This is a genomic window from Gemmatimonadota bacterium (assembly GCA_016719105.1).
Taxonomy (GTDB): Bacteria; Gemmatimonadota; Gemmatimonadetes; order Gemmatimonadales; family Gemmatimonadaceae; genus SCN-70-22.
In genome coordinates, this window is sequence record JADKAQ010000017.1 from 165,286 (window position 1) to 184,344 (window position 19,059).

Consider the following 19,059-nt stretch of genomic DNA (forward strand, 5'->3'; position numbering starts at 1 on the left):
AGGGGACCGAGCGAGCGACGATTGCCCTGGGTGCCCGTCACGTTATGCCGAGGGGGTAACAATGAAAAGTGGGCTGGGTTCCGGGACCCAGCCCACTTTCCACCGGTCGCGCCGAAAGGGGGAGACGCGACTAGAACCGAATGGCACCCTTCGTCATCGCCACGCCGAGGATGACGAGCACCCCGGTGCCGAGCAGAATCCAGGTCTCAGGCTCAGGGGTCGCGACCGTATCGGTCAGGAACTCCTGCGCCCCCACCCCGGAGACGCGTCCGGCGGCGTTCACATCCGTGACGATCGACCAGCGCGAGAAATCGAAGGTCGACGCCCCACCATTGTTATACCACGAGTCGGCCTGGTTCAGCCAGTAGGCCTCCGACGAATTGATCGCCGGGTTCGCCCCGCCGTTGGGGTTGCCCGGGTTGAGCAGGTTCCAGATTGCGGTCTGGATCCCACCCCACTGTGCCGTCTGGATGCCAGGGGCCTTGTACGTCGAGGCGAGGAAGGCCGCCTTCTGGTAGTTGACCTGCTTGGCGTTGCCGTGGCGCGTGGCGCTCAAGTCGTTCGAGGAGAGGCGGGTGAACACCCCCGTCCACTTCTGCCCGAAGCTGATGCTGTTCAGGATGTCGACGCAGAACAGGTTGAGCGACGGACGCGTCGGATCGGAGAGCACCGTTCCCGTGAAGGGGCCCACATAGTAGCCGTAGGCCGTGACCGCGGGATTCGGCGCCCTCGTCTGGAACTGGAGGTTCTTGACCCGGTACGTCGGGACCGGCTGCTTCAGCGCGTGGGCAGGAGAGGCCGTGGCGGCGAGAGCGACGAGGGCGAGTAACGGACGGGAGAGGCGCATAATCGGAAGACGCAGGGCTGAGGACACGGCCGGGAGATTCCGGTGGCGCACATCGGCGAGAGTTGCCGCCCGAGGGACTGCTTCGGTGCGATGCAATGCCTCGCCGATGTGCGATACCTCACAATTGCACGCGGCATGCCGTCGGCGGCCGATTCGGAGAATCGAAGGGACAGATTTCCCGCGAGGTTTGCCGCAAGTCGTTTTCTTGCATCGACTTGCCGCCTTCCGCGGGCATGATGTTCCGTCCTGAACTTGTCTGGAAGCACGATGAAGGAACGGTCGCACGCGCTGGTGCTCCGCCAAGGCGTGTCGCGGGCGCTCGCCATCGGCGTCGTCTGACGTCGACGTTGCAGAATGCCGGAGTGATGCGGTCTGGCGACTCGATCTCGCGACGCGTCTTTTCCCGCGACGTCGTGGGGCGGAAAAAGCGACCGCCGATCCGGCGCGAGGCGTCGAATCGGCGGTCGGTGCGGACCGGGCGATGGGTCGGGGGGCTTGCCGTGCTACCGTGGGCGGGGGAGCGTCACGGGCAGGTTCGGCTGTCTACGAGCTGGGCTCCCCCTCGAATCGTCAGGCCGCGGCGGCGTTGTCGTAACCGCCAATACGGAGTGCTTCGCTGATCCCCTCGTTGGCGGCGGCGGCCATCTTCAGCGCGGCAGAGAACATCCGCTTGGACACCATCATTTCCACGGTGCCGTCCAGAAGGCCCGTCTCCTGGGCCGCCAACGCCTCCGCCTCCTTGGCGTTGGTCGGGGCATCGGTGACGTTGGTGGTAGTCGCGCGCGCCACCTTCTCGGCCGCACGGTCCATCGACGCCGACTGTCGCTGGATAGCGGTGAGACTGCTGGATATCGCGTTGATTGCCATGCACGCACTCCTGAAGGCGGGGTCACGGTTCCGGCACTCGCCGGCGCTCGCGGAGGGGGCGACCTGTCGGGGCACCGTGTGGGCGACCTGGAGGCGCTGCTCTGCGGGGCGGATACACTGCTGAGTGGGAGTGTCGGCAGCGGTCGACGGAACTTTAGCGATCCCCGAAAAACCGCGATTCGGGAGGGCCGCCGGCCGCTGCGGTGCGGAGGGAGGACCAAATCGGGGAATCCCCGAGGTTGTTGCGGACTTTTCAATTGCGGGCGTCGCTGACGAGCACGACCGTCCACTCACGAAGGATTCCGTCACGACGCACGGATCCGATCCGTGCCGAACGCCTGAGTGAATTGATGCCGTATGCACTGCAGATAAATGCGACGCTTCGATTGGCCGTCACCCGCGTAGACGGTGCGCTGTCGAGCGAGGACCTCCGCCGGCATGAACATGAGCTGCGGCATTCGCCCGACTTCGAGCCCAGCCTGCGTCAGCTCATCGACTTCCGACAGCTCACCTCCCTCGAGGTGACGGCGCGCGATATCCGCGACGCCGCAAGCGCGCAACCGTTCACCGGTGGGGCGATGCGCGTCTTCGTCATCACCACCGACGAGATCTTCGGGATGGCGCGCATGTATCAGATCCTGACCGAGGACACTCCGCACGACCTGCACCTGGTGCGTGACATCGACGAGGCGTTCTCACTGCTCGGGATCGAGCCGGGGAGCGACCGATGGGAAGAGGTGACGGACTTCCTGGACGGGCACGTCGTCCGCAGCGCGTGAACCGACAGGGCATATCACGGCGTTGATACTCGTGTGCGTCAGGCGGCGGAGGTCTCTCGCTCGCCCGGCGGCGCCGTGTTGTCGTGCCCCACCGCCTCGTCCCCTGTTAGCCGTGCCGCGTCCCAATCGCGCTCGCCCGCCCTCGCAGCGCCCAACCCGCATCTGCGCCAGCTGTGGCCGGCCGTTCACCTGGCGAAAGAAGTGGGCGCGCGACTGGGAGCAGGTGAAGTATTGCAGCGACGGCTGTCGCCTCACGCAGGGGCGAGCGTCCGCCCCTCGATGAACGCGGCGATGCGGGAGTGCTGCCGTTCCGCATCCTCCTCGCCCAACGCGATCACGCGTTTCAGGAAGTCCTCCTGGAACATGAGGAGCGAGAGGATGTCGGGGCTCGCCGATTTGCGCGTGCCGAGTCCTCGCGTCAGGAATCGAAAGACGCGTGGCAGTCGCGGCTCGTACTCCCGGGCCAGCTGTCCCAGGTCGACCGACGGGCGCAGGACGAGGATGTCGACCACGCGCATCCCGTCGCGCTGCTCGGGCGGCACTCGCTGCACGAGGTCGTTGATCATGTTCGTTCGCACCACGTCCTGGTCGATGACGTCGAGGAAGACGGCGTTGTAGAGCGTGCCGAGGATCTGCGCCGGCGGCGGATAGGCCGGGAGTTCGGTCGGTACGGGGCGCCGGCGCGAGGCGTCGCTGCGCGTGGAGATGGTCAGGATGCGCGACGCCCCGAGGTGCAGCGCCGGCGAGAGCGGCGCCGTGAGGCGCATCCCGCCGTCGCCGTACCATTCGTGCTCCACGCGCTCGGCGGGAAAGAAGATCGGCAGCGCTGCCGACGCCATGACGTGATCGATGCCTAACCGTGCGATGACGCTGCGGCGCTGCGGGCGCTCCCACATCAGGGGGCGTCGCCCCTCGACCCAGGTCACGGATTGTCCGGTGGTATAGCTCGTCGCACTGAGCGCCGCGGCCTGAAGCGTCCCGCGCTCCAGATTGTACCGGATCCCCGGAAGTGCCCCGGTCTCGTCCCGTTCGAGTGTGCGTTCGAGGAAGTCGCGCAGCGGCGCCGTGTCGACCATCCCGCGCACCCGTTCGCGTTCCGATGGATCGCCCGACATGAGCCCATAGCCCGAGCGAATGACCCCCGTGAGCAGCGAGCGCGCGTCCACGCGATACACCTGCTCGGGCGACATCGCCAGCCAGTGCCTGACGAGTTGCTCGGTGGACTCGGCGAAGGTGCCGCGGTGCGACGCGAGGTGCACCGTGTTGATCGCCCCGGCCGAGACGCCGACCAGGATGGGGAGCTGCAACTGTGGATAGTGGCGCGCGATGGCGCGCAGCAGCCCCGCCTGGTACGCGCCGCGCGCGCCACCGCCGCCGAGCACGAGGGCCAGGCCGTCGGTGACCGGGGTTGGGCGCAATGGGGTGGACATGGGGACGCTCCTCGAAAGTATCCCGCTTCGTGCCGACGTCGTTACCGGAGTGCAGGCCGCGGTGCGACCAAGGCGTTACGTGCGACCGAGAGCTTCGCTGGTGTCACGGGCAACGGCGCCCGTGCTCTTCACCTCGGAGCCTTCATGACGTCCGTCTCATGTTCGCCGCACGCGCACGAGTACGCCAGCGCATCTCGTGACGGGGCCATCGCCCCGCGCGCGCGACTCGTGGTATCCCCCCTGCTCGTCGCCCGGGCGCTGGCCCTTGCCCTGGTCACCGTCGCCCCCCTGCAGGCCCAGCGCGCCGACTCCACGTCGCGCGATTCCACCCGCGTGCTGCGCACCATCGAGGTCCGTGGCTCCGCCACCGGGCTCGGGCAGGTGCGCGCCGGGAACGCCATCTCCAAGCTCGACGTGCAGCTCGCGCCGTCGGGGACCTCGCCGCTCAAGGCCATCGAGCGGCTTCCCGGGGTCAACATGCAGGGGGCCGATCCCTTCGGCCTCTATGAATGGGCGACGCGCATCACCATGCGCGGCTTCCAGTCGTCGCAGGTCGGGCAGACCTTCGACGGGATCACGCTGGGCGACATGTCGTACGGCAACTTCAACGGCCTCAACGTCGGGCGCGCCGTCGACTCCGACAACCTGTCGGACGCGACGGTCACGCAGGGCGGCAGCGCGTTAGGCACCGCATCGAGCAACAACCTGGGGGGCGTGGTGCAGTACACGAGCGTCGACCCCTCCAACACGCGCGGCGTCTCGCTGCGACAGATGGTGGGGGCGTCCAGCGCCCGTCGCTCGTCGCTCAAGTTCGAGTCCGGGCTCCTCTCCAGCGGGAGCACGGCGTTCAAGAGCTACCTGAGCTTCTCGCGCTACGACACCGACAAGTGGAAGGGGTCGGGCGAACGCTTCTCGCCGGCGCGCTCAGGGCTCTTCGCGCAGAACGGGCTCGTGGGCGGCGCGGGGGAGCAGTGGATGGACCAGGTGAACTGGAAGGCGCAGCTCCTTCGCGGGGCGCACAAGTTCACCGCCTACTACAACTTCGCCGACAAGACCGAGTCCGACTACACCGACCTCACCCTGGCGCGCTTCAACCAGTCCGGGCGCGATTGGGACCAGTTCGCCAGCTGGGACGCGGCCAAGGTGGCCGCCACGTCGAGCAACCCGGACCAGGCGTACTTCCACTCGGCGCAGGGCGCCCGTCGCGACCACCTGGCCTACCTCTCGGCCGACTTCCAGCTGAACGATCGCGCATTGGTGAGCCTCAAGCCGTACCTGCACACGAACGTTGGCGCCGGCGACTGGCACGCCCCCAACTACGGCTCGACTGCCTTCTCGCCGGACCCCATCTACTTCCGCCAGACCATCTACGACACGCGGCGCATGGGCGTCCTGGCGCGCGGTCGCTTCCAGTTTGGCGGGAACGACCTCGAGGTCGGTGGGTGGCTGGAACAGAACGAAGCCAACATCACGCGCAAGGCGTGGCGCATGAAGAACTACGCCAGCAGCCCGGTCGTGGACTTCTCGAACGTGCTGGCGCAGTTCTTCGATCGCACCGGCGACATCTCGACGCGCACGCTCTACGTGCAGAACACCAACACCTTCGCCGGCGAGCGGCTCAAGGTGTCGTATGGCGTGAAGTACCTCTCCATCGGCGCCGACTTCACCAACAACGGCAAGACCGACGCGGCCGCCAAGCTGTTCGGCGACCCGACGCGTCCCAACGTCTCGATCCCGACCGACGGTGGGCTGCTGCCGCAGGTGGGGCTCGTCTGGTCGGCTGATCGCGACTGGCAGTTCTTCGGCAACTTCTCGCAGAACGTGAACGCGTATCCGTACTCGCCGCAGAGCGGTGTGTACAACACCAACGCGACGGCCTTCGACTTCTTCAAGGACAACACCAAGCCCGAGAAGGCGACGACCATCGAGGGTGGGGTGCGCATGCGCAAGGAGCGCGTCGAGGCGTCGCTGGGGCTGTACACCATCGACTACAACAACCGCCTCATCGGCGTGGCGGTCTGTCCGCTGACCGCCACCTGCGTCTCGTCGTTCGCCAATGTGGGCGGCGTGTCCACGCGTGGCGCCGAGGCGTTGCTCTCCTTCCGCCTGGCGGACGGCCTGAGCTGGGTCAACTCGGCGGCGTTCAACGACAGCAAGATCGACAACGACTACAAGAGCGGGACGACGACGGTCGCCTCGTCAGGCAAGACGGTGGTCGATGCCCCCAAGGTCCTCGCCAACAGCTCGCTGCGCCTCACCCGCGGCGGCGTGCTCGGCTCGCTCAGCGCCCGCCACGTGGGGAAGCGTTACTTCAGCATCCTGAACGACATCGCGGCGCCGTCGTACACGACGCTCGACATGTCGGCCGGCTACACGTTCAAGCGGGTCGGGGCGCTCAAGGGGCTCTCGATCCAGATGAGCGCGATGAACCTCCTGGATGAGAAGTACATCGCGACCGTCGGCACCGGCGGCTTCTCGGTGAGCGGCGACCTGGAGACCCTGATGGCCGGCTCGAAGCGTCTCGTCTTCCTGACGGTCGGCACCTCGTTCTAGGCTGGACCGGCGCAGGGCGGCCGTTTCACGAAGCAAGACACGGGGGTTCACGAGGGGAACACGGGGCTTCACGGAGAAGAGCGCGTTAGGCTGTCGTCCTCCGTGAACCCCCATGTGACCCCCGTGGACCTCCGTGTCGAGCGTTAGTAGTTGTCGTGGCAGCGGCCGTCACTCGCATCCCGTCTTGCAGGACTACACGTGCTTCAACTTCCAGCTCCCGCGCCTGAACAGGATCGCACTGACCACCGCCAGCGTCCCGTACGCGATGGCCACCGCCAGGAAGACGCCGTGCGGTCCCAGCTTCAGGTGCAAGGCGAGCGCCCAGGCGAGGGGGATCTCCCAGAACCAGAAGCAGCCGAGGTTCACCAGCGTCGGCGTCCAGGTGTCGCCGGCGCCGTTGAACGCCTGCGTGAGGACCATCCCGTACGCATAGAAGACGAATCCGCCCGACACGAGGCGCAGCGCGTCGACGGCATAGCGCGCGACGCCGGCGTCCTGCGTGAAGAGGGCCACGATCTGTGGCGCCAGGATGATGAACAGCGCCTCGACGATCCCGAGGAAGACGACGTTGTACCGCCCCGCGATCCAGACCGCCTTCTCGGCACGATCGGGTTTCCCCGCGCCTAACGCCTGCCCCACCATGGTGGCCGCCGCGTTGCTCATCCCCCATGAGGGGAGGAGGGCGAAGGTGACGACGCGCATGGCGATGGTGTAGCCCGCAAGCGCCTCGCTCCCGAACCCCGAGAGGACGCGGATGAGCAGGACCCAGCTCGCCATCCCGATGAAGATCTGGAACGTCCCCGCCGCCGAGAGGCGGATCATGCGCCACATCAGCACCGGCTCGATGCGCAGGTAGCGCGCGGAGAGGTGCACGCGTCCCCCGGGACGCAGGAGGCGGGAGAGCGCGTAGAGCGCCCCCGTCCCGCGCCCGATCGTCGTCGCGACCGCCGCGCCGGTCACCCCCATCTCGGGAAAGGGGCCGAGCCCGAAAATGAGGCAGGGGCCGAGGGCGATGTTGATCGCGTTGGCCAGCCAGAGCGTGCGCATGGCGATGGCCGCGTCGCCCGCACCACGGAAGATCGCGTTGAGCAGGAAGAGCATGAGGACGCTCGCGTTGCCGCCGAGCATCACGCGGGTGAAGTTGCTCCCCGTGGCGATGACCGCGGGCTCGGCCCCCATCAGTGCCAGCAGCTGCGGGGCAAGGACCGCCCCGGCCACGCCTAACGTGACCGACAGGAAGGCGCCGAGCCAGATGGCCTGCATCGCCGCGCGCGAGGCGCCCACGGGATCGTGCTCGCCGATGCGGCGCGAGACCATGGCGGTGGCGCCGATGCCCAAGCCCATGGCCAAGGTGTAGACGAGCGTCAGCATCGACTCGGTGAGGCCGACGGTCGCGATGGCCTGCGGGCCGAGCCGGGAGACGAAGAAGACGTCGACGACGGCGAAGATGCTCTCCATCGACATCTCGAGGACCATCGGGATGGCGAGGATGAGGATCGCCTGCCCGGTGGCGCCCTTCGTGTAGTCGATGTGCGTGCCGCGCAGCGCGTCGCGGATCAGCGCCCAGGTCGATCGCCCGGGGGCGAGAACGAGGGCGTCGCCGGACGACGTCGCGCTGGCTGCCGACGTATCGGCCGGTGGCGGTGACTGTTCTGGCATGGCTGGTGGCGTCTGTTGGCCAGACCCTGCGCGGGAAAGCGCCGTCACATTCCGCGGGTCGCGGCACCATCGGCAACCTACGCCGATTCGCGTCGGGGGAACTCCTTCTCGACAGTCGTGCGCGCCGTCGCCATTCTCCGCGACCATGACGCGCGTCCACGCCCCCAGTCCCAGCCACCCGTGGCATCTGCTCCAGGGGGCGATGCTGCTCGCGACGCTGGCCTTTCTCGTGGCCGTCTGGTTGAGCCCGGAGCCGTCGCTCTCGCTCTTTTGGGGCGTGGTGGTCCCCCTCCTCCCGTTCAGCTTCCTCGTCACTCCATTGCTATGGCGGGGCGTGTGTCCGCTCGCCACGCTCAACATGCTGGCAAACACCCCGGGGGGGCGGCGCCTCCCGTCGCGTGTCTCGCGATGGGCCGGCGCTCCGGCGATGCTCGCGCTCTTCGTGCTCGTCCCCGCGCGTCACTTCGCCTTCAACGTGCGTGGCGAGGCGCTGGCCCTACTCGTGGTCGGGGCGGCCGTGGCGGCGGTGGTCCTCGGACGCCGCTACGAGGCGCGCGCCGGCTTCTGCAACTACCTCTGCCCGGTGCTCCCCGTCGAGCAGCTCTACGGACTGCAACCGTCGATCGCCGTCGACAACCCGCGTTGCGCCACCTGCAGCGCCTGCACCCCGCGTGGGTGCCTCGACAACGCCCGGAGCAAGGCGGTCGCGCAGCTCCTCGGTCCCGCACGGCGGGGGCGTGGGTGGCTGCTCTCGGCGTTTGGGCTCTTCGCCATCGCCTTCCCGGGATTCGTCTACGGCTACTTCAACGTCAGCGACGCCGAGGCGTCGGCGGCGTGGACGATCTATGCGCACATGCTCGAACACGCACTCCAGAGCGCGGCGCTGTTCGGCACGTTGATCTTCATCTCCGGTGCGACGGCGGCGCTTGCCCTCCCGCTGCTCTCGGCGATCGCGGCGGGGACGTACTACTGGTATGCGGTCCCGGTGATCCTCAAGGCGCTCCACGTGCTGTCGCCAGCGGCGACGCTGGGCGGTCGGGTGGTCGTCGCCGTCTTCCTCGCCTGGTGGCTGCAGCGTGCGCTGCGGCTGACGGCGCGCGAGGCGCGAACGACCGGCACGCCGGAGTCGTCGCGCGAACTGCCCACGCTCGTCGTCGACTGAGGCGTCGCCGAGCGGTCAGTCGGGGATGACCGCCGTCGCTTCGATCTCGACCTTGGCGCGCGGCTCGACCAGACCGGCGACGATCACCACCGCCATCGCCGGGAAGTGGCGCCCCACGATCTCTCGATAGGCACGCCCCACCTCGCGCAGCGCCGCCGTGTACTCGTCGCGGCTGGTGACGTACCACGTGAGGCGCACGAGGTGCTCTCCCGAGGCGCCGGCGGCCGCGAGCACTGCCATCACGTTGCGAAAGGCCTGCGCACACTGTGTCGCGAAGTCATCGCTCTGGAACTGCATGGTGACGGGGTCCCACCCGATCTGTCCGGCGGTCACCACCAGGCGTCCGCGCGCCGTCATGCCGTCCGAATAGCCTGAGGGGCGCGGCCAACCGGGGGTGGCGAGCGGGGAGGGGAGCGCGCCTTCGCGTTCGGCCACGGGTCAACTCCTCGGTTCGGTGGCGGTCTCGCGCGCGCGGTCGCGCAGCACGAAGCGTTGCAGCTTGCCGGTCGCCGTGCGCGGCATCGTGTCGACGAACTCCACGGCCCGCGGGTACTTGTACGGGGCGAGCTGTTCCTTCACCCAGTCCTGCAGCACCCGCGCCGTCGCCGTGGAATGCTCGACGCCGGGTCTGGTCACGACGAAGGCCTTCACGAGCTGCCCGCGATGCTCGTCCGGCACGCCGATGACCGCGCACTCCTGCACCGCCGGGTGCTCCAGCAGCACCCCCTCCACCTCGGGGCCGGAGATGTTGTACCCCGACGAGATGATCATGTCGTCGGTGCGCGCCTGGTACCAGAAGTAGCCGCCGGCATCGCGAATGTAGGAGTCGCCGGTGAGGTTCCAGCCCCCCTGCACGTACGCGCGCTGGCGTTCGAGGTTGTCGAGGTATCGGCACCCGGTGGGGCCGCGCACGGCGAGTCGCCCGATGGTGCCGTCGGGGACGGGGCGCATCGACTCGTCCATCACGCACGCCTCGTAGCCCGGCACCACGCGCCCCGTTGCCCCCGGGCGCACGTCGTCTCCCGAGGCGCTGATGAAGATGTGCAGCAGCTCCGTGGCGCCGATCCCGTCGATGATCGTGAGTCCGGTCGCCTCTCGCCAGGCGGTGAAGGTCGACAGCGGCAACGCCTCCCCCGCCGAGACGCAGCGCTTGAGCGAGGAGAGGTCGTAGTCCTGTCGCATCCCCAGCATCGCACGATAGGCGGTCGGCGCGGTGAAGATGGTCGTCGCCCGGTACTCCTGGATCGCCTGGATGAGGAACGGGGGGGTCGCCTGCTCCAGGAGGACGCTGCTCGCCCCGACGCGCATGGGGAAGAGGACCAGCCCCCCGAGCCCGAAGGTGAAGGCAAACGGCGGGGAGCCGACGAAGACGTCGTCCATCTCCGGCTTGAGCACGTACCGCGGGAAGCAGTCGCAGATCGCGAGCACATCCCGATGGAAGTGCATCGTCCCTTTCCCCTCGCCGGTGGTGCCCGAGGTGAAGGCGATGAGCGCGACGTCGTCGGCGGCGGTCGCGACGTTGGTGAACGTCACCGGCTTCCCCGCCATCAGCGCCTCGATCGACCCGGTGGCGTCGACATCGGATGCCACGTTGTACTCGACGACCCGTCCCCCCTCACGCGCGCGGCCATCGTGATGGTGCGCCATCGCCACCGCACAGTCGGCGGCCAGGCGCGCGTCGGTGATGGCGAGCGCGATGCGTGCCTTGTCGGCGATGAAGACGAGCTCGCGGGCCCGGCTGAGCGGGACGGTGCTGACCACGACGCCGCCGGCCTTGAGGACCGCAAACCAGAGCGCGGCCATCATTGGCGAGTTGGGGCCACGCAGGAGGACACGGTTCCCCGGAACGAGACCGAGGTCGTCCACCAGCACGTGGGCGATCTGGTTGGCCCTGGCCAGCAGGTCGGCGTAGCTCCACATGAGGCCGGGGGCACGGAAGCAGGGGCGACCGCCCCATCCGCGCGCGACCGCCCCATCCAGCAGCTCGGCGGCGCAGTTCAGCCGGTCGGGATAGTCCAACTCCGGGATGCCGGCATAATCCATCGTCGGCCACAGGTCGCGCGCGGGGAGGGCATCGTGCGCGAAGTGGTCGACGTGTGCGGTGGCCACACCGCCTGGGAGGCGGCGCGTCGTGGGCTCGCTCATGCCTGGCCCTCCCGCGCCTGGTGCGGTGATTGCCCCTCGTGGCTCGCCGACCCGAGCACCTGCCCGGCGATGACCAGCTTCTGGATCTCGCTCGTCCCCTCGTAGATGCGCAGCGCGCGGATCTCGCGATACAGCGACTCCACGACGTGGCCCGTGCGCACGCCCAGCCCCCCCAGCAGCTGCACGGCGCCGTCGATCACCTGCTGGGCGCTTTCGGTGGCGTGCAGCTTGGCCATTGCGGCCTCGCGCGTGATGCGCGTCCCACGCGTGTCCTTCGTCCACGCCGCGCGGTAGATGAGCAACGCGCTGGCATCGATCGCCAGCGCCATGTCGGCCAGGCGCGCCTGCACGAGCTGGAAGTCGCTGAGTGCCTGGCCAAAGGCGCGCCGCTGGCGTGTGTGGGCCACCGCCTCATCGAGCGCCCGCCGCGCGAAGCCGAGGGCCGCCGCACCCACCGTGGAGCGGAACACGTCGAGCGTGCCTAACGCAATGCGCAGCCCCTTGCCGGCCTCGCCGATGAGCGCGCTCGCGGGAAGGCGGCATCCGTCGAAGGTGATGCGGGCCAGCGGGTGAGGCGCGATCACGTCGATGTGCTCGGCGACCCGGAACCCCGGCGTGTCGGCCTCCACGACGAAGGCGGCGAACGAACGTTCGCCGCCTTCCGGGTAGCGCGCAAAGACCGTGTAGAAGTCGGCGATCCCCCCATTGGAGATCCACGTCTTCTCGCCGTCCAGTCGCCACCCGCCGTCGGACTCGCGTCGCGCCGTCGTCGTCATCGACACGACGTCGCTGCCGGCGTTAGGCTCGGAGAGGGCAAAGGCGGCGATCGCCTCGCCGCGGGCCACGCGCGGGAGGTAGTGCGCCTTGAGTGCCTCGCTCCCGTACAGCGAGATAGGGCCGCTCCCCAAGCCCTGCATGGCGAAGGCGAAGTCGGCCAGCCCGTTGTGGTAGGCCAGCGTCTCGCGGGCGAGGCAGAGGGTGCGCACATCCAGCACGTCGCGCGCGCCGCCAAACGGGGCCGGGACGACGTGCTGCAGCCACCCCGCCTGCCCGAAGCGCCGCGCCAGCGTCGCCGAGGCGACGTCGACCGTCTCGTGGGCGATGAGGTGTTCCCACGCCGTCACCTCCCGCGACGCCGCCAGCGCCAGGTCGCGTGCGAAGGTACGATGCGACTCGTCGAAGAACGGCCAGTCGAGGTACGTCGTGTCGCTCATGGATTCGATGTCCTCAGTGCTGCGTGCGCCCCATCAGTTCCCCTCGAAGCGCGGGACCTCGCGCTTCACGAAGGCCCGATAGGCACGCTCGAAGTCGTTGGTGGTCATGCACACCGCCTGCGCCTGCGCTTCGTGCTCGATGGCCGCGTCGATGGACATGGCCCATTCGGCGTGCAGGCACGCCTTGGTGACGCCGTGCGCCACCGTGGGCCCGTCGGCGATGGCGCGCGCCAGCGCCAGTGCCTCCAGCTGCAACGACTCGGGGGTGACGAGGCGGTTGAAGAAGCCCCAGCGCTCCCCCTCCTCGGCGCTCATGAAGCGCCCGGTGTACAGCAGCTCGGCGGCCCGCCCCTGCCCGATGATGCGCGGCAAGAGGGCACAGGCCCCCATGTCGGCGCCGCTGAGCCCCACGCGCACGAAGAGGAAGGCGGTGCGCGCCCGCGCGGTCGCCAGGCGCAGGTCGCTCGCCATCGCCAGGATTGCCCCGGCACCGGCGCACACGCCGTCCACCGCGGCGACGATGGGCTGCGGGCAGGCGCGCATCGCCGCCACCAATCCCCCGGTCATCCGCGTGAAGGCCAGCAGGTCGGCGGTGCGCCCGCCGTTCTTCGCCTCCACCAGGGGCCCGATGATCTCGTGGACGTCGCCGCCCGAACAGAAGTTCTCGCCGGCACCGGTGATGATCACCACCTTCACGTCGACCGCATGCACCAGCGAGCGGAAGAACGACGTCAGCTCGGCGTACGACGCGAAGGTCAGCGGGTTCTTGCGCTCGGGACGGTCGAGCGTGACCGTCCCCACCCCGCCCTCCAGCGTCCAGCGGAAGTGGGCGGGCGAGTAATCGGCGAGGGCGAGGCGAGGGGCAGTGGACATGGCGAGGGAAATGGGCGCGAGGAAGGTGTCACCGCGTCGCGCGGCCGTCCAGCGCACCCGGCCCGCCCGCAGGACCACGCAGCTGGCGCTCCAGCGGCTGCTGTCCGCTGCGATACATCGGCGGCCAGTGCTGTTCGCGATACCCTAACGAGGCGGCGGCGCGCAACGTCCAGTGCGGATCCGAAAGGTGCGGTCGCGCCAGTGCACAGAGGTCGGCGCGCCCGGCGGCGATGATCGAGTTGACCTGGTCGGGCTCCGTGATGTTCCCCACCGCGATCGTGCGCGCTCCCAACTCGTTGCGAATGCGGTCGCTGAACGGCGTCTGCCACATGCGCCCGTACACCGGCTTCTGGTCGGGCGACACCTGCCCGGTCGACACGTGGATGATGTCGGCGCCGGCGCCGATGAAGGCGCGGGCGATCTCCACCGACTCCTCTCCTGTCACGCCCCCCTCCACCCAGTCGGTCGCCGAGATGCGGACCGAGATGGGGCGATCCTGTGGCCACGCCTCGCGCACCGCGGCAAACACCTCCAGCGGAAAGCGCAGGCGATGCGCCACCGACCCGCCGTATTCATCGGTGCGGCGGTTGGCCAGCGGCGACAGAAACGACGAGAGGAGGTAGCCGTGCGCGCAGTGCAGCTCCAGCATGTCGAAGTCGGCCTCGACGCTCAGGCGCGCCGCACGGGCGAAGTCGTGCACCACCTTGTCCATGTCGTCGCGCGTCATGGCGCGCGGTACCTGCATGGTGGGGCGATAGGCGATCGCCGACGGCGCGATGACCTCCCACGCGTCGCTCCCACCCAGCGGGAGGTCCCCGCCCTCGAGCCCGAGCTGCGTCGCCCCCTTGCGCCCCGAGTGGCCTAACTGCACGCAGATCTTCGCGCGCGACCACTGGTGCGCATAGTCGGTCACCCGGCGCCACGCCGCGACGTGCTGCGTGTCGTACATCCCCGTACAGCCGAGCGAGATGCGCCCTTCGGGGGAGACGCAGGTCATCTCGGTCATGACGAGCCCGGCCCCTCCCATCGCCCGCGCGCCGTAGTGCACGAGATGGAAGTCGTTCGGGACGCCGTCGGTGGCGCAGTACATGTCCATCGGCGAGACGACGACGCGATTGGCCACCGTCATCCCGCGCAGCCTGAACGGGGTGAACATCGGCGGGATCGTACGGTCATTGGGGGCGCCGTCCGGCGCGTCGGCCGTTGCCCCTCCTTGCAGCCGCTCCCTGGCCGCCGCCTCCCGCTCCGCGCGCGACGCGAACCATCGCTCCATACCGCCGAGGTAGTCGGCATCGCGCAGGCGCAGGTTCTCATGGCTCACTCGCTGGCTGCGCGTCAGGAGCGAATAGGCGAACTGCTCGGGCTCGAGCGTGATGTAGCGCTTCACGTGCTCGAACCACTCCATCGAGTTGCGCGCCGCGTTCTGGATGCGCAACACTTCGGTCACCCGTTGCGCCTGGTAGCGATCGACCGCCTGCGCCAACTGCGGCGACATGGCACCCCCGGCCGACAGGGAGTCGTCCGCTGCGCCGCACAATTCACGGGCGAGCGCGATCGCGTCTTCCATCGCCAGCTTGGTCCCGCTCCCGATGGAGAAGTGCGCGGTGTGCGCCGAGTCGCCGAGCAGGATGATGTTCTCGTGTCGCCAACGCTCGCACGTGACGCGCAGGAACGTCCCCCACGGATCACGCACGCGGTGGGGCGTGGCATTGAACTCCAGGCGGTGACCGTCCAACCAGGGCGCGAACATCTGCTCGCACGCGGCGATGGTCTCGGCGGCGTTCATGGCATCGAAGCCGGCACCGCGCCACGAGGCATCATCACATTCGACGATGAAGGCCGACTGCCGCTCGTTGAAGCGGTAGGCGTGCACCTGGTACACGCCGGCTGGCGTCTCGACGAAGATGAAGCTGAAGGCGTCGAAGAGGCGCGTGGTGCCGAGCCAAATGTAGTGATTGCTGCGTACGTCGCCCTGGTAGCCGAAGGCGTCGGCATAGGTGCGGCGCACCAGGCTGTTCACCCCGTCGGCCGCGACGATGAGGTCGGCCCCCTGCGCCTGGAGCGCCGCGACGTCCGGGACCTCCTCGCGGAAGTGCAGCTGCACGCCTAACGCTTCGGCGCGCCGCTGCAGGATCTGGAGCAGCGACTTGCGGGCGATCCCGCTGAAGCCGTGCCCGCCCGAGGTGATCGTCCGCCCGCGCACGTGGATGTCGATGTCGTCCCAGTGCGCGAAGTTGTCGGTGATGGCCCGATAGGTCTCCTCGTCGGCCAGCCGGAAGTTCTCCAGCGTCTGGTCGGAGAAGACGACGCCCCAGCCGAAGGTGTCGTCCGGGGCGTTACGCTCATAGAGCGTCACCTCGTCGCCGGGGCGCCCCTGCTTGAGCAGGAGCGAGAAGTAGAGCCCTGCCGGGCCGCCGCCGAGTACCGAGACCTTCATGCCTGTTCCCCTTCGTCGTCGTCTTCATCGAGCAGCCCCCACGCCGCCAGCTCGGCGGCGAAGTCCTCGTTGAGCTGCAACGGGCGGAGGTAGTACCACCACTCGCGCCCCGGGTCCAGTCCGTCGTCTTCCTCAACGTCCTCGCCCCACAGGCACGCGCTGGGCGCCGACGCCGCATGCAGCCGCTGGTCGAGCGACGTCACGCGTGGTTGTAGCACCGCGCGCTCGTCCGGCGTGGCCACCGCGAGGGCGGCGGCGATCGCATCGCGCAGGTCCATGTCGTTCAGGAAGTCGTCGAGCCCGAAGGGGTACCCGCCCTCCACGCTGGCCACGATCGCCTCCCACTTGTCCGCGACACCGGATAGCCCCTCACGTACCAATTCGTCGGGGCACCCTCGCTCGGCCAGCAGCTGTCGTACGGCGTCCTGTTCACTCATGGTCGTTCCTGGTGACGTTCACGCGGGGGGCGGCGGAAGGTGTGGCGGGATGCGTGGCGAGCCGTGCGGCGAGTGGCGTGGCGAACGATCGGTCTCGAGATGTGGCGAAGGGCTGGCTCACGAGCCCCCTCGCCGGCGCCCCTGACGCCGGAAGTAGCGTTCCCCGTCGTTCGGCCTGAAGTAGGTACGGATGATCCCGTCCTCGTCGAAGGCGAGAAAGGCCCCGCTTGCACGATCGAAGCGTGCGATCGTTCCGTCGCCCCGGCGGAGCTCGAGGATGTCACCTCCCACTGGCGCGTCACGCAGCTGTTGCGCCTGGCGGAGATAGTCGGCGCGAGTGATCGCCCCGAACTCGCCGCCGTGCTTGTCGAAGTGGTCGTCGAGCCGTTGCCGCGACCGAAAGCCGATGGATTTGCCAAAGCCGGTCGCGCCACGCGCCGACGACGGCGGCGCGACCTCCGGAGCGGCCGGCGCCGTCCCTTGCTCGCGTGCGTTGGCCGACATGGCGCGCGCCGCCAGCGAGTCGTCGGCGGATGCAGCTGCAACGGCCGTGCCGGTTCGCTGTCTCCGGCTGTCCGCGTCACCGCCGTCCGCGCCGCACCCCGCCGCGACGAACACCGCCAGCCACACCAAAGCCAGCGCCCGCGCGCGCGTGGCGCGGACGAGCACGGCGATCGAACGGCTCACGTGGGACACGGCGCGCTCACTTGCGCCCCAGCCATGACGCGCGGAACGCCCGAATCGCGTCGGTCACCGTCTCGCCCGCCGCCTCGAACGGGACGATCTCGATGCGCGGGCTCTCCGAGAGCGTCACCATCGCGTTGATCGTCTTCCCGCGCGACTCGAACACCAGCGGAAGCTGATCACCCGGCTTGTGCGCGGCCAGCACGGCGCCCCAGTCATCGGCGCTGGCGAGCGCCCGACCGTCGAGCGAGACCAGCCGATCATTGCGGTCGACGCCGGCCGCATACAACGGCGACCCGATCGGCGTCACGCCTGTCACGGCGGCCTTGCCTGCCTCGTAGCGCAGCCCCACGTCGCCGATCCACGCGCGCCCGGCGCGCGACGGGCGCAGCACGAAGCCCCCCTGCCGCAACAGTTCCGCGTATGGCGCGGCTTCGCGCCCTTCGATGTAGCGGTTGAAGAAATCGGTGGCGAACGCGGCATCGCCGGTCACGCGCGCCAGCGCGGCGCGTGCGTCGGCGACGCTGTACGGCTTCACCGGGGCATAGTTCCGTTGCTGCACACCATGCCTCGACCACATCTCGCGCATGAAGTCGTCGAGCGACTTGCCGCGCGCACGCAACGTGAGGTCGAGCGCGAGCCCGATGGCCTGGCCAAAGGGGTAGTACGAGATGAAGGTGTTCCCCTTGTTCTGCGGGTCGATGGAGACGGCGGCGTCGGTGAACGGCGCCTGCTGGCTCATCTCGACCGCCGAGAAGAAGCGGCGCCCCGGCGCGTGCATCACCAGGTTCACCGCCCCGGCCATGTCCTCCGCGAACTCGGCGTCGCTCTGCAGCTCGGCGCGCCGCATGGCCAGCGGGCCGTAGTAGCTGGTGAACCCTTCCGCCAGCCACAATTCGCCGGACATGTTCGCTTCCTCGAACGAGAACGGCTCGAGCGCCTTGGGACGGATGCGCTCCACGTTCCACGCATGGAAGAACTCGTGCGCCACCGTCCCGAGCAGGTCGGTCATGGAGCGGGCGAGTGATCCCGTGCTGGTGAGCGAGGTCGAGTTGCGATGCTCCATCCCATCGCCGGCCGCCCACGGGAGATAGTCGGCAAGGAAGGTGTAGGTCCCACCGTCGAACTCGGGGAGGGTGCCAAAGACCTTCGCCTCCTGCTCTACGATCTGCCGGGTCGCGTCAACAAAGCGCTGCGCCTCCTCGGCGGTGCCCAGGTGGTGCAGCGCGATGCGCAGCTTCTGTGACTTGCCATTGGTGGTCGCGTCCCACTCGTACCAGGACTGCGCGCCCAGGTGCGTGGGCGAGTCCATGAAGTACTGCAGGTGCGGGGCGGTGAAGGTCGAGGAGTCCTTCGTGGGGAAGAGCTGCGTCGCCACCGTCCACGAGGAATCGGGGCGATGGAACGTCACGCGAATGGGACGCGACTCGAGCCCGCGCGCCCACGCGAAGGTCGCCGGGATGTTGAGGTGCGCCATGCTGCGATCGATCCCGGCGTAGGTGCCGTCGCCGCGGTCGCCGAACAGCGTATAGGTCACCTTCACGGTGCCGTCGTGTCCGCGCACATCCCACTGGTGCGGGTTGGGGCGCGTTACCGTGAGCGCGCGCCCCTTGGAGTCGACCGCCTTGAGGGCGTAGACGTTCTTCGCGAACTCGTGCAGGGCGTAGCGCCCGGGCGAGCTGCGGCTCATGCGGAGCTGCAGCGCCCCCGGCGGCACGGCGCGAAAGGTCACCGCGACCTCCGCCTCGTGGTGCGCGGCATTGGGAAAGGCGATGGCATACTCGACCGCTGCCCCGCGCGCGGCAGCGTTAGGCGCGCGCTGGGCCTGCGCGGCGAGCGAGTGGGGAAGGGCGACGACGGCGGCGAACGCGAGGGGCGACAGGCGCATGGCGACGGGGAGCGATGGACGGGCCACGGACCCAACGCGGGACCCGGCGCAGGAGAATCTACGGCCCGGGCGAGGGGGGGCTAC

16 protein-coding genes are annotated in these 19,059 nt (G+C 68.9%); 4 read left to right on the plus strand and 12 right to left on the minus strand.

Annotated elements, in window-relative coordinates; all coding sequences use genetic code 11:
* Positions 1-130 precede the first annotated feature (130 nt).
* Positions 131-847 (minus strand): hypothetical protein, encoded by a 717-nt coding sequence (locus IPN47_17865; GenBank protein ID MBK9409873.1) that lies wholly within the window; start codon positions 845-847, stop codon positions 131-133.
* 570 nt (positions 848-1,417) lie between these two features.
* Positions 1,418-1,714 carry a hypothetical protein gene (locus tag IPN47_17870; protein MBK9409874.1) on the minus strand — a complete coding sequence of 99 codons (297 nt, stop codon included), beginning with the start codon at positions 1,712-1,714 and terminating at the stop codon, positions 1,418-1,420.
* Positions 1,715-2,064: 350 nt separating this feature from the next.
* Here IPN47_17870 and IPN47_17875 point away from each other — a divergent pair, with 350 nt between their 5' ends.
* Together IPN47_17875 and IPN47_17880 are read left to right on the plus strand one after the other, a co-directional pair.
* Complete coding sequence (locus IPN47_17875; GenBank protein ID MBK9409875.1) at positions 2,065-2,493, plus strand: hypothetical protein; 429 nt, start codon at positions 2,065-2,067, stop codon at positions 2,491-2,493.
* Positions 2,494-2,605: 112 nt separating this feature from the next.
* Positions 2,606-2,776, plus strand: a complete 171-nt coding sequence (locus IPN47_17880; protein MBK9409876.1) for a DUF2256 domain-containing protein — start codon at positions 2,606-2,608, stop codon at positions 2,774-2,776.
* Here IPN47_17880 and IPN47_17885 read toward each other — a convergent pair.
* Positions 2,745-3,923, minus strand: coding sequence for a patatin-like phospholipase family protein (locus tag IPN47_17885; protein MBK9409877.1), 1,179 nt, complete (start codon positions 3,921-3,923; stop codon positions 2,745-2,747). The two genes, IPN47_17880 and IPN47_17885, sit on opposite strands and share 32 nt — an antisense overlap.
* Before the next feature lie 144 nt (positions 3,924-4,067).
* Between IPN47_17885 and IPN47_17890 the strand changes: the two genes are divergently transcribed.
* Positions 4,068-6,476, plus strand: coding sequence for a TonB-dependent receptor (locus IPN47_17890; protein MBK9409878.1), 2,409 nt, complete (start codon positions 4,068-4,070; stop codon positions 6,474-6,476).
* A gap of 192 nt (positions 6,477-6,668) precedes the next feature.
* Here the strand turns inward: IPN47_17890 and IPN47_17895 are convergent, their stop codons facing one another.
* Positions 6,669-8,135, minus strand: coding sequence for an MATE family efflux transporter (locus IPN47_17895; protein MBK9409879.1), 1,467 nt, complete (start codon positions 8,133-8,135; stop codon positions 6,669-6,671).
* A gap of 145 nt (positions 8,136-8,280) precedes the next feature.
* On the opposite strand from IPN47_17895, the gene IPN47_17900 reads away from it, so the two are divergent.
* Positions 8,281-9,297: a hypothetical protein gene (locus tag IPN47_17900; GenBank protein ID MBK9409880.1), complete on the plus strand. Its 1,017-nt coding sequence runs from the start codon at positions 8,281-8,283 to the stop codon at positions 9,295-9,297.
* 15 nt (positions 9,298-9,312) lie between these two features.
* Here IPN47_17900 and IPN47_17905 read toward each other — a convergent pair whose 3' ends face one another.
* The 8 genes from IPN47_17905 to IPN47_17940 form a co-directional block, all read right to left on the minus strand.
* The gene (locus tag IPN47_17905; GenBank protein ID MBK9409881.1) at positions 9,313-9,654 is read right to left on the minus strand and encodes a RidA family protein; all 342 of its coding nucleotides are present in this window, start codon (positions 9,652-9,654) and stop codon (positions 9,313-9,315) included.
* An 81-nt stretch (positions 9,655-9,735) separates the two neighbouring features.
* A complete protein-coding gene (locus IPN47_17910; GenBank protein MBK9409882.1) occupies positions 9,736-11,442 on the minus strand; it encodes an AMP-binding protein in 1,707 nt (568 codons plus the stop codon).
* The gene (locus IPN47_17915) at positions 11,439-12,656 is read right to left on the minus strand and encodes an acyl-CoA dehydrogenase family protein (protein ID MBK9409883.1); all 1,218 of its coding nucleotides are present in this window, start codon (positions 12,654-12,656) and stop codon (positions 11,439-11,441) included. Before IPN47_17915 ends, IPN47_17910 begins: the two co-directional genes overlap by 4 nt.
* A 33-nt stretch (positions 12,657-12,689) precedes the next feature.
* The gene (locus tag IPN47_17920; GenBank protein MBK9409884.1) at positions 12,690-13,529 is read right to left on the minus strand and encodes an enoyl-CoA hydratase family protein; all 840 of its coding nucleotides are present in this window, start codon (positions 13,527-13,529) and stop codon (positions 12,690-12,692) included.
* A 28-nt stretch (positions 13,530-13,557) separates the two neighbouring features.
* A complete protein-coding gene (locus IPN47_17925; GenBank protein MBK9409885.1) occupies positions 13,558-15,966 on the minus strand; it encodes a bifunctional salicylyl-CoA 5-hydroxylase/oxidoreductase in 2,409 nt (802 codons plus the stop codon).
* Positions 15,963-16,403: a hypothetical protein gene (locus IPN47_17930; protein ID MBK9409886.1), complete on the minus strand. Its 441-nt coding sequence runs from the start codon at positions 16,401-16,403 to the stop codon at positions 15,963-15,965. The genes IPN47_17925 and IPN47_17930 overlap by 4 nt, the downstream gene beginning before the upstream one ends.
* A 117-nt stretch (positions 16,404-16,520) precedes the next feature.
* Positions 16,521-17,090 carry a hypothetical protein gene (locus IPN47_17935; GenBank protein MBK9409887.1) on the minus strand — a complete coding sequence of 190 codons (570 nt, stop codon included), beginning with the start codon at positions 17,088-17,090 and terminating at the stop codon, positions 16,521-16,523.
* A 16-nt stretch (positions 17,091-17,106) separates the two neighbouring features.
* On the minus strand, positions 17,107-18,975 hold the full coding sequence (locus IPN47_17940; protein MBK9409888.1) for a M61 family metallopeptidase: 1,869 nt from the start codon (positions 18,973-18,975) through the stop codon (positions 17,107-17,109).
* Positions 18,976-19,059 lie beyond the last annotated feature (84 nt).

Coding starts and splice junctions, on each gene's coding strand:
- IPN47_17925 (MBK9409885.1), bottom strand. CDS start 15,966: ATGAAGGTCTCGGTACTCGGCGGCGGCCCGGCAGGGCTCTACTTCTCG.
- IPN47_17915 (MBK9409883.1), bottom strand. CDS start 12,656: ATGAGCGACACGACGTACCTCGACTGGCCGTTCTTCGACGAGTCGCAT.
- IPN47_17905 (MBK9409881.1), bottom strand. CDS start 9,654: ATGACGGCGCGCGGACGCCTGGTGGTGACCGCCGGACAGATCGGGTGG.
- IPN47_17895 (MBK9409879.1), bottom strand. CDS start 8,135: ATGCCAGAACAGTCACCGCCACCGGCCGATACGTCGGCAGCCAGCGCG.
- IPN47_17890 (MBK9409878.1), top strand. CDS start 4,068: ATGACGTCCGTCTCATGTTCGCCGCACGCGCACGAGTACGCCAGCGCA.
- IPN47_17940 (MBK9409888.1), bottom strand. CDS start 18,975: ATGCGCCTGTCGCCCCTCGCGTTCGCCGCCGTCGTCGCCCTTCCCCAC.
- IPN47_17875 (MBK9409875.1), top strand. CDS start 2,065: ATGCCGTATGCACTGCAGATAAATGCGACGCTTCGATTGGCCGTCACC.
- IPN47_17885 (MBK9409877.1), bottom strand. CDS start 3,923: ATGTCCACCCCATTGCGCCCAACCCCGGTCACCGACGGCCTGGCCCTC.
- IPN47_17910 (MBK9409882.1), bottom strand. CDS start 11,442: ATGAGCGAGCCCACGACGCGCCGCCTCCCAGGCGGTGTGGCCACCGCA.
- IPN47_17900 (MBK9409880.1), top strand. CDS start 8,281: ATGACGCGCGTCCACGCCCCCAGTCCCAGCCACCCGTGGCATCTGCTC.
- IPN47_17870 (MBK9409874.1), bottom strand. CDS start 1,714: ATGGCAATCAACGCGATATCCAGCAGTCTCACCGCTATCCAGCGACAG.
- IPN47_17865 (MBK9409873.1), bottom strand. CDS start 847: ATGCGCCTCTCCCGTCCGTTACTCGCCCTCGTCGCTCTCGCCGCCACG.
- IPN47_17920 (MBK9409884.1), bottom strand. CDS start 13,529: ATGTCCACTGCCCCTCGCCTCGCCCTCGCCGATTACTCGCCCGCCCAC.
- IPN47_17930 (MBK9409886.1), bottom strand. CDS start 16,403: ATGAGTGAACAGGACGCCGTACGACAGCTGCTGGCCGAGCGAGGGTGC.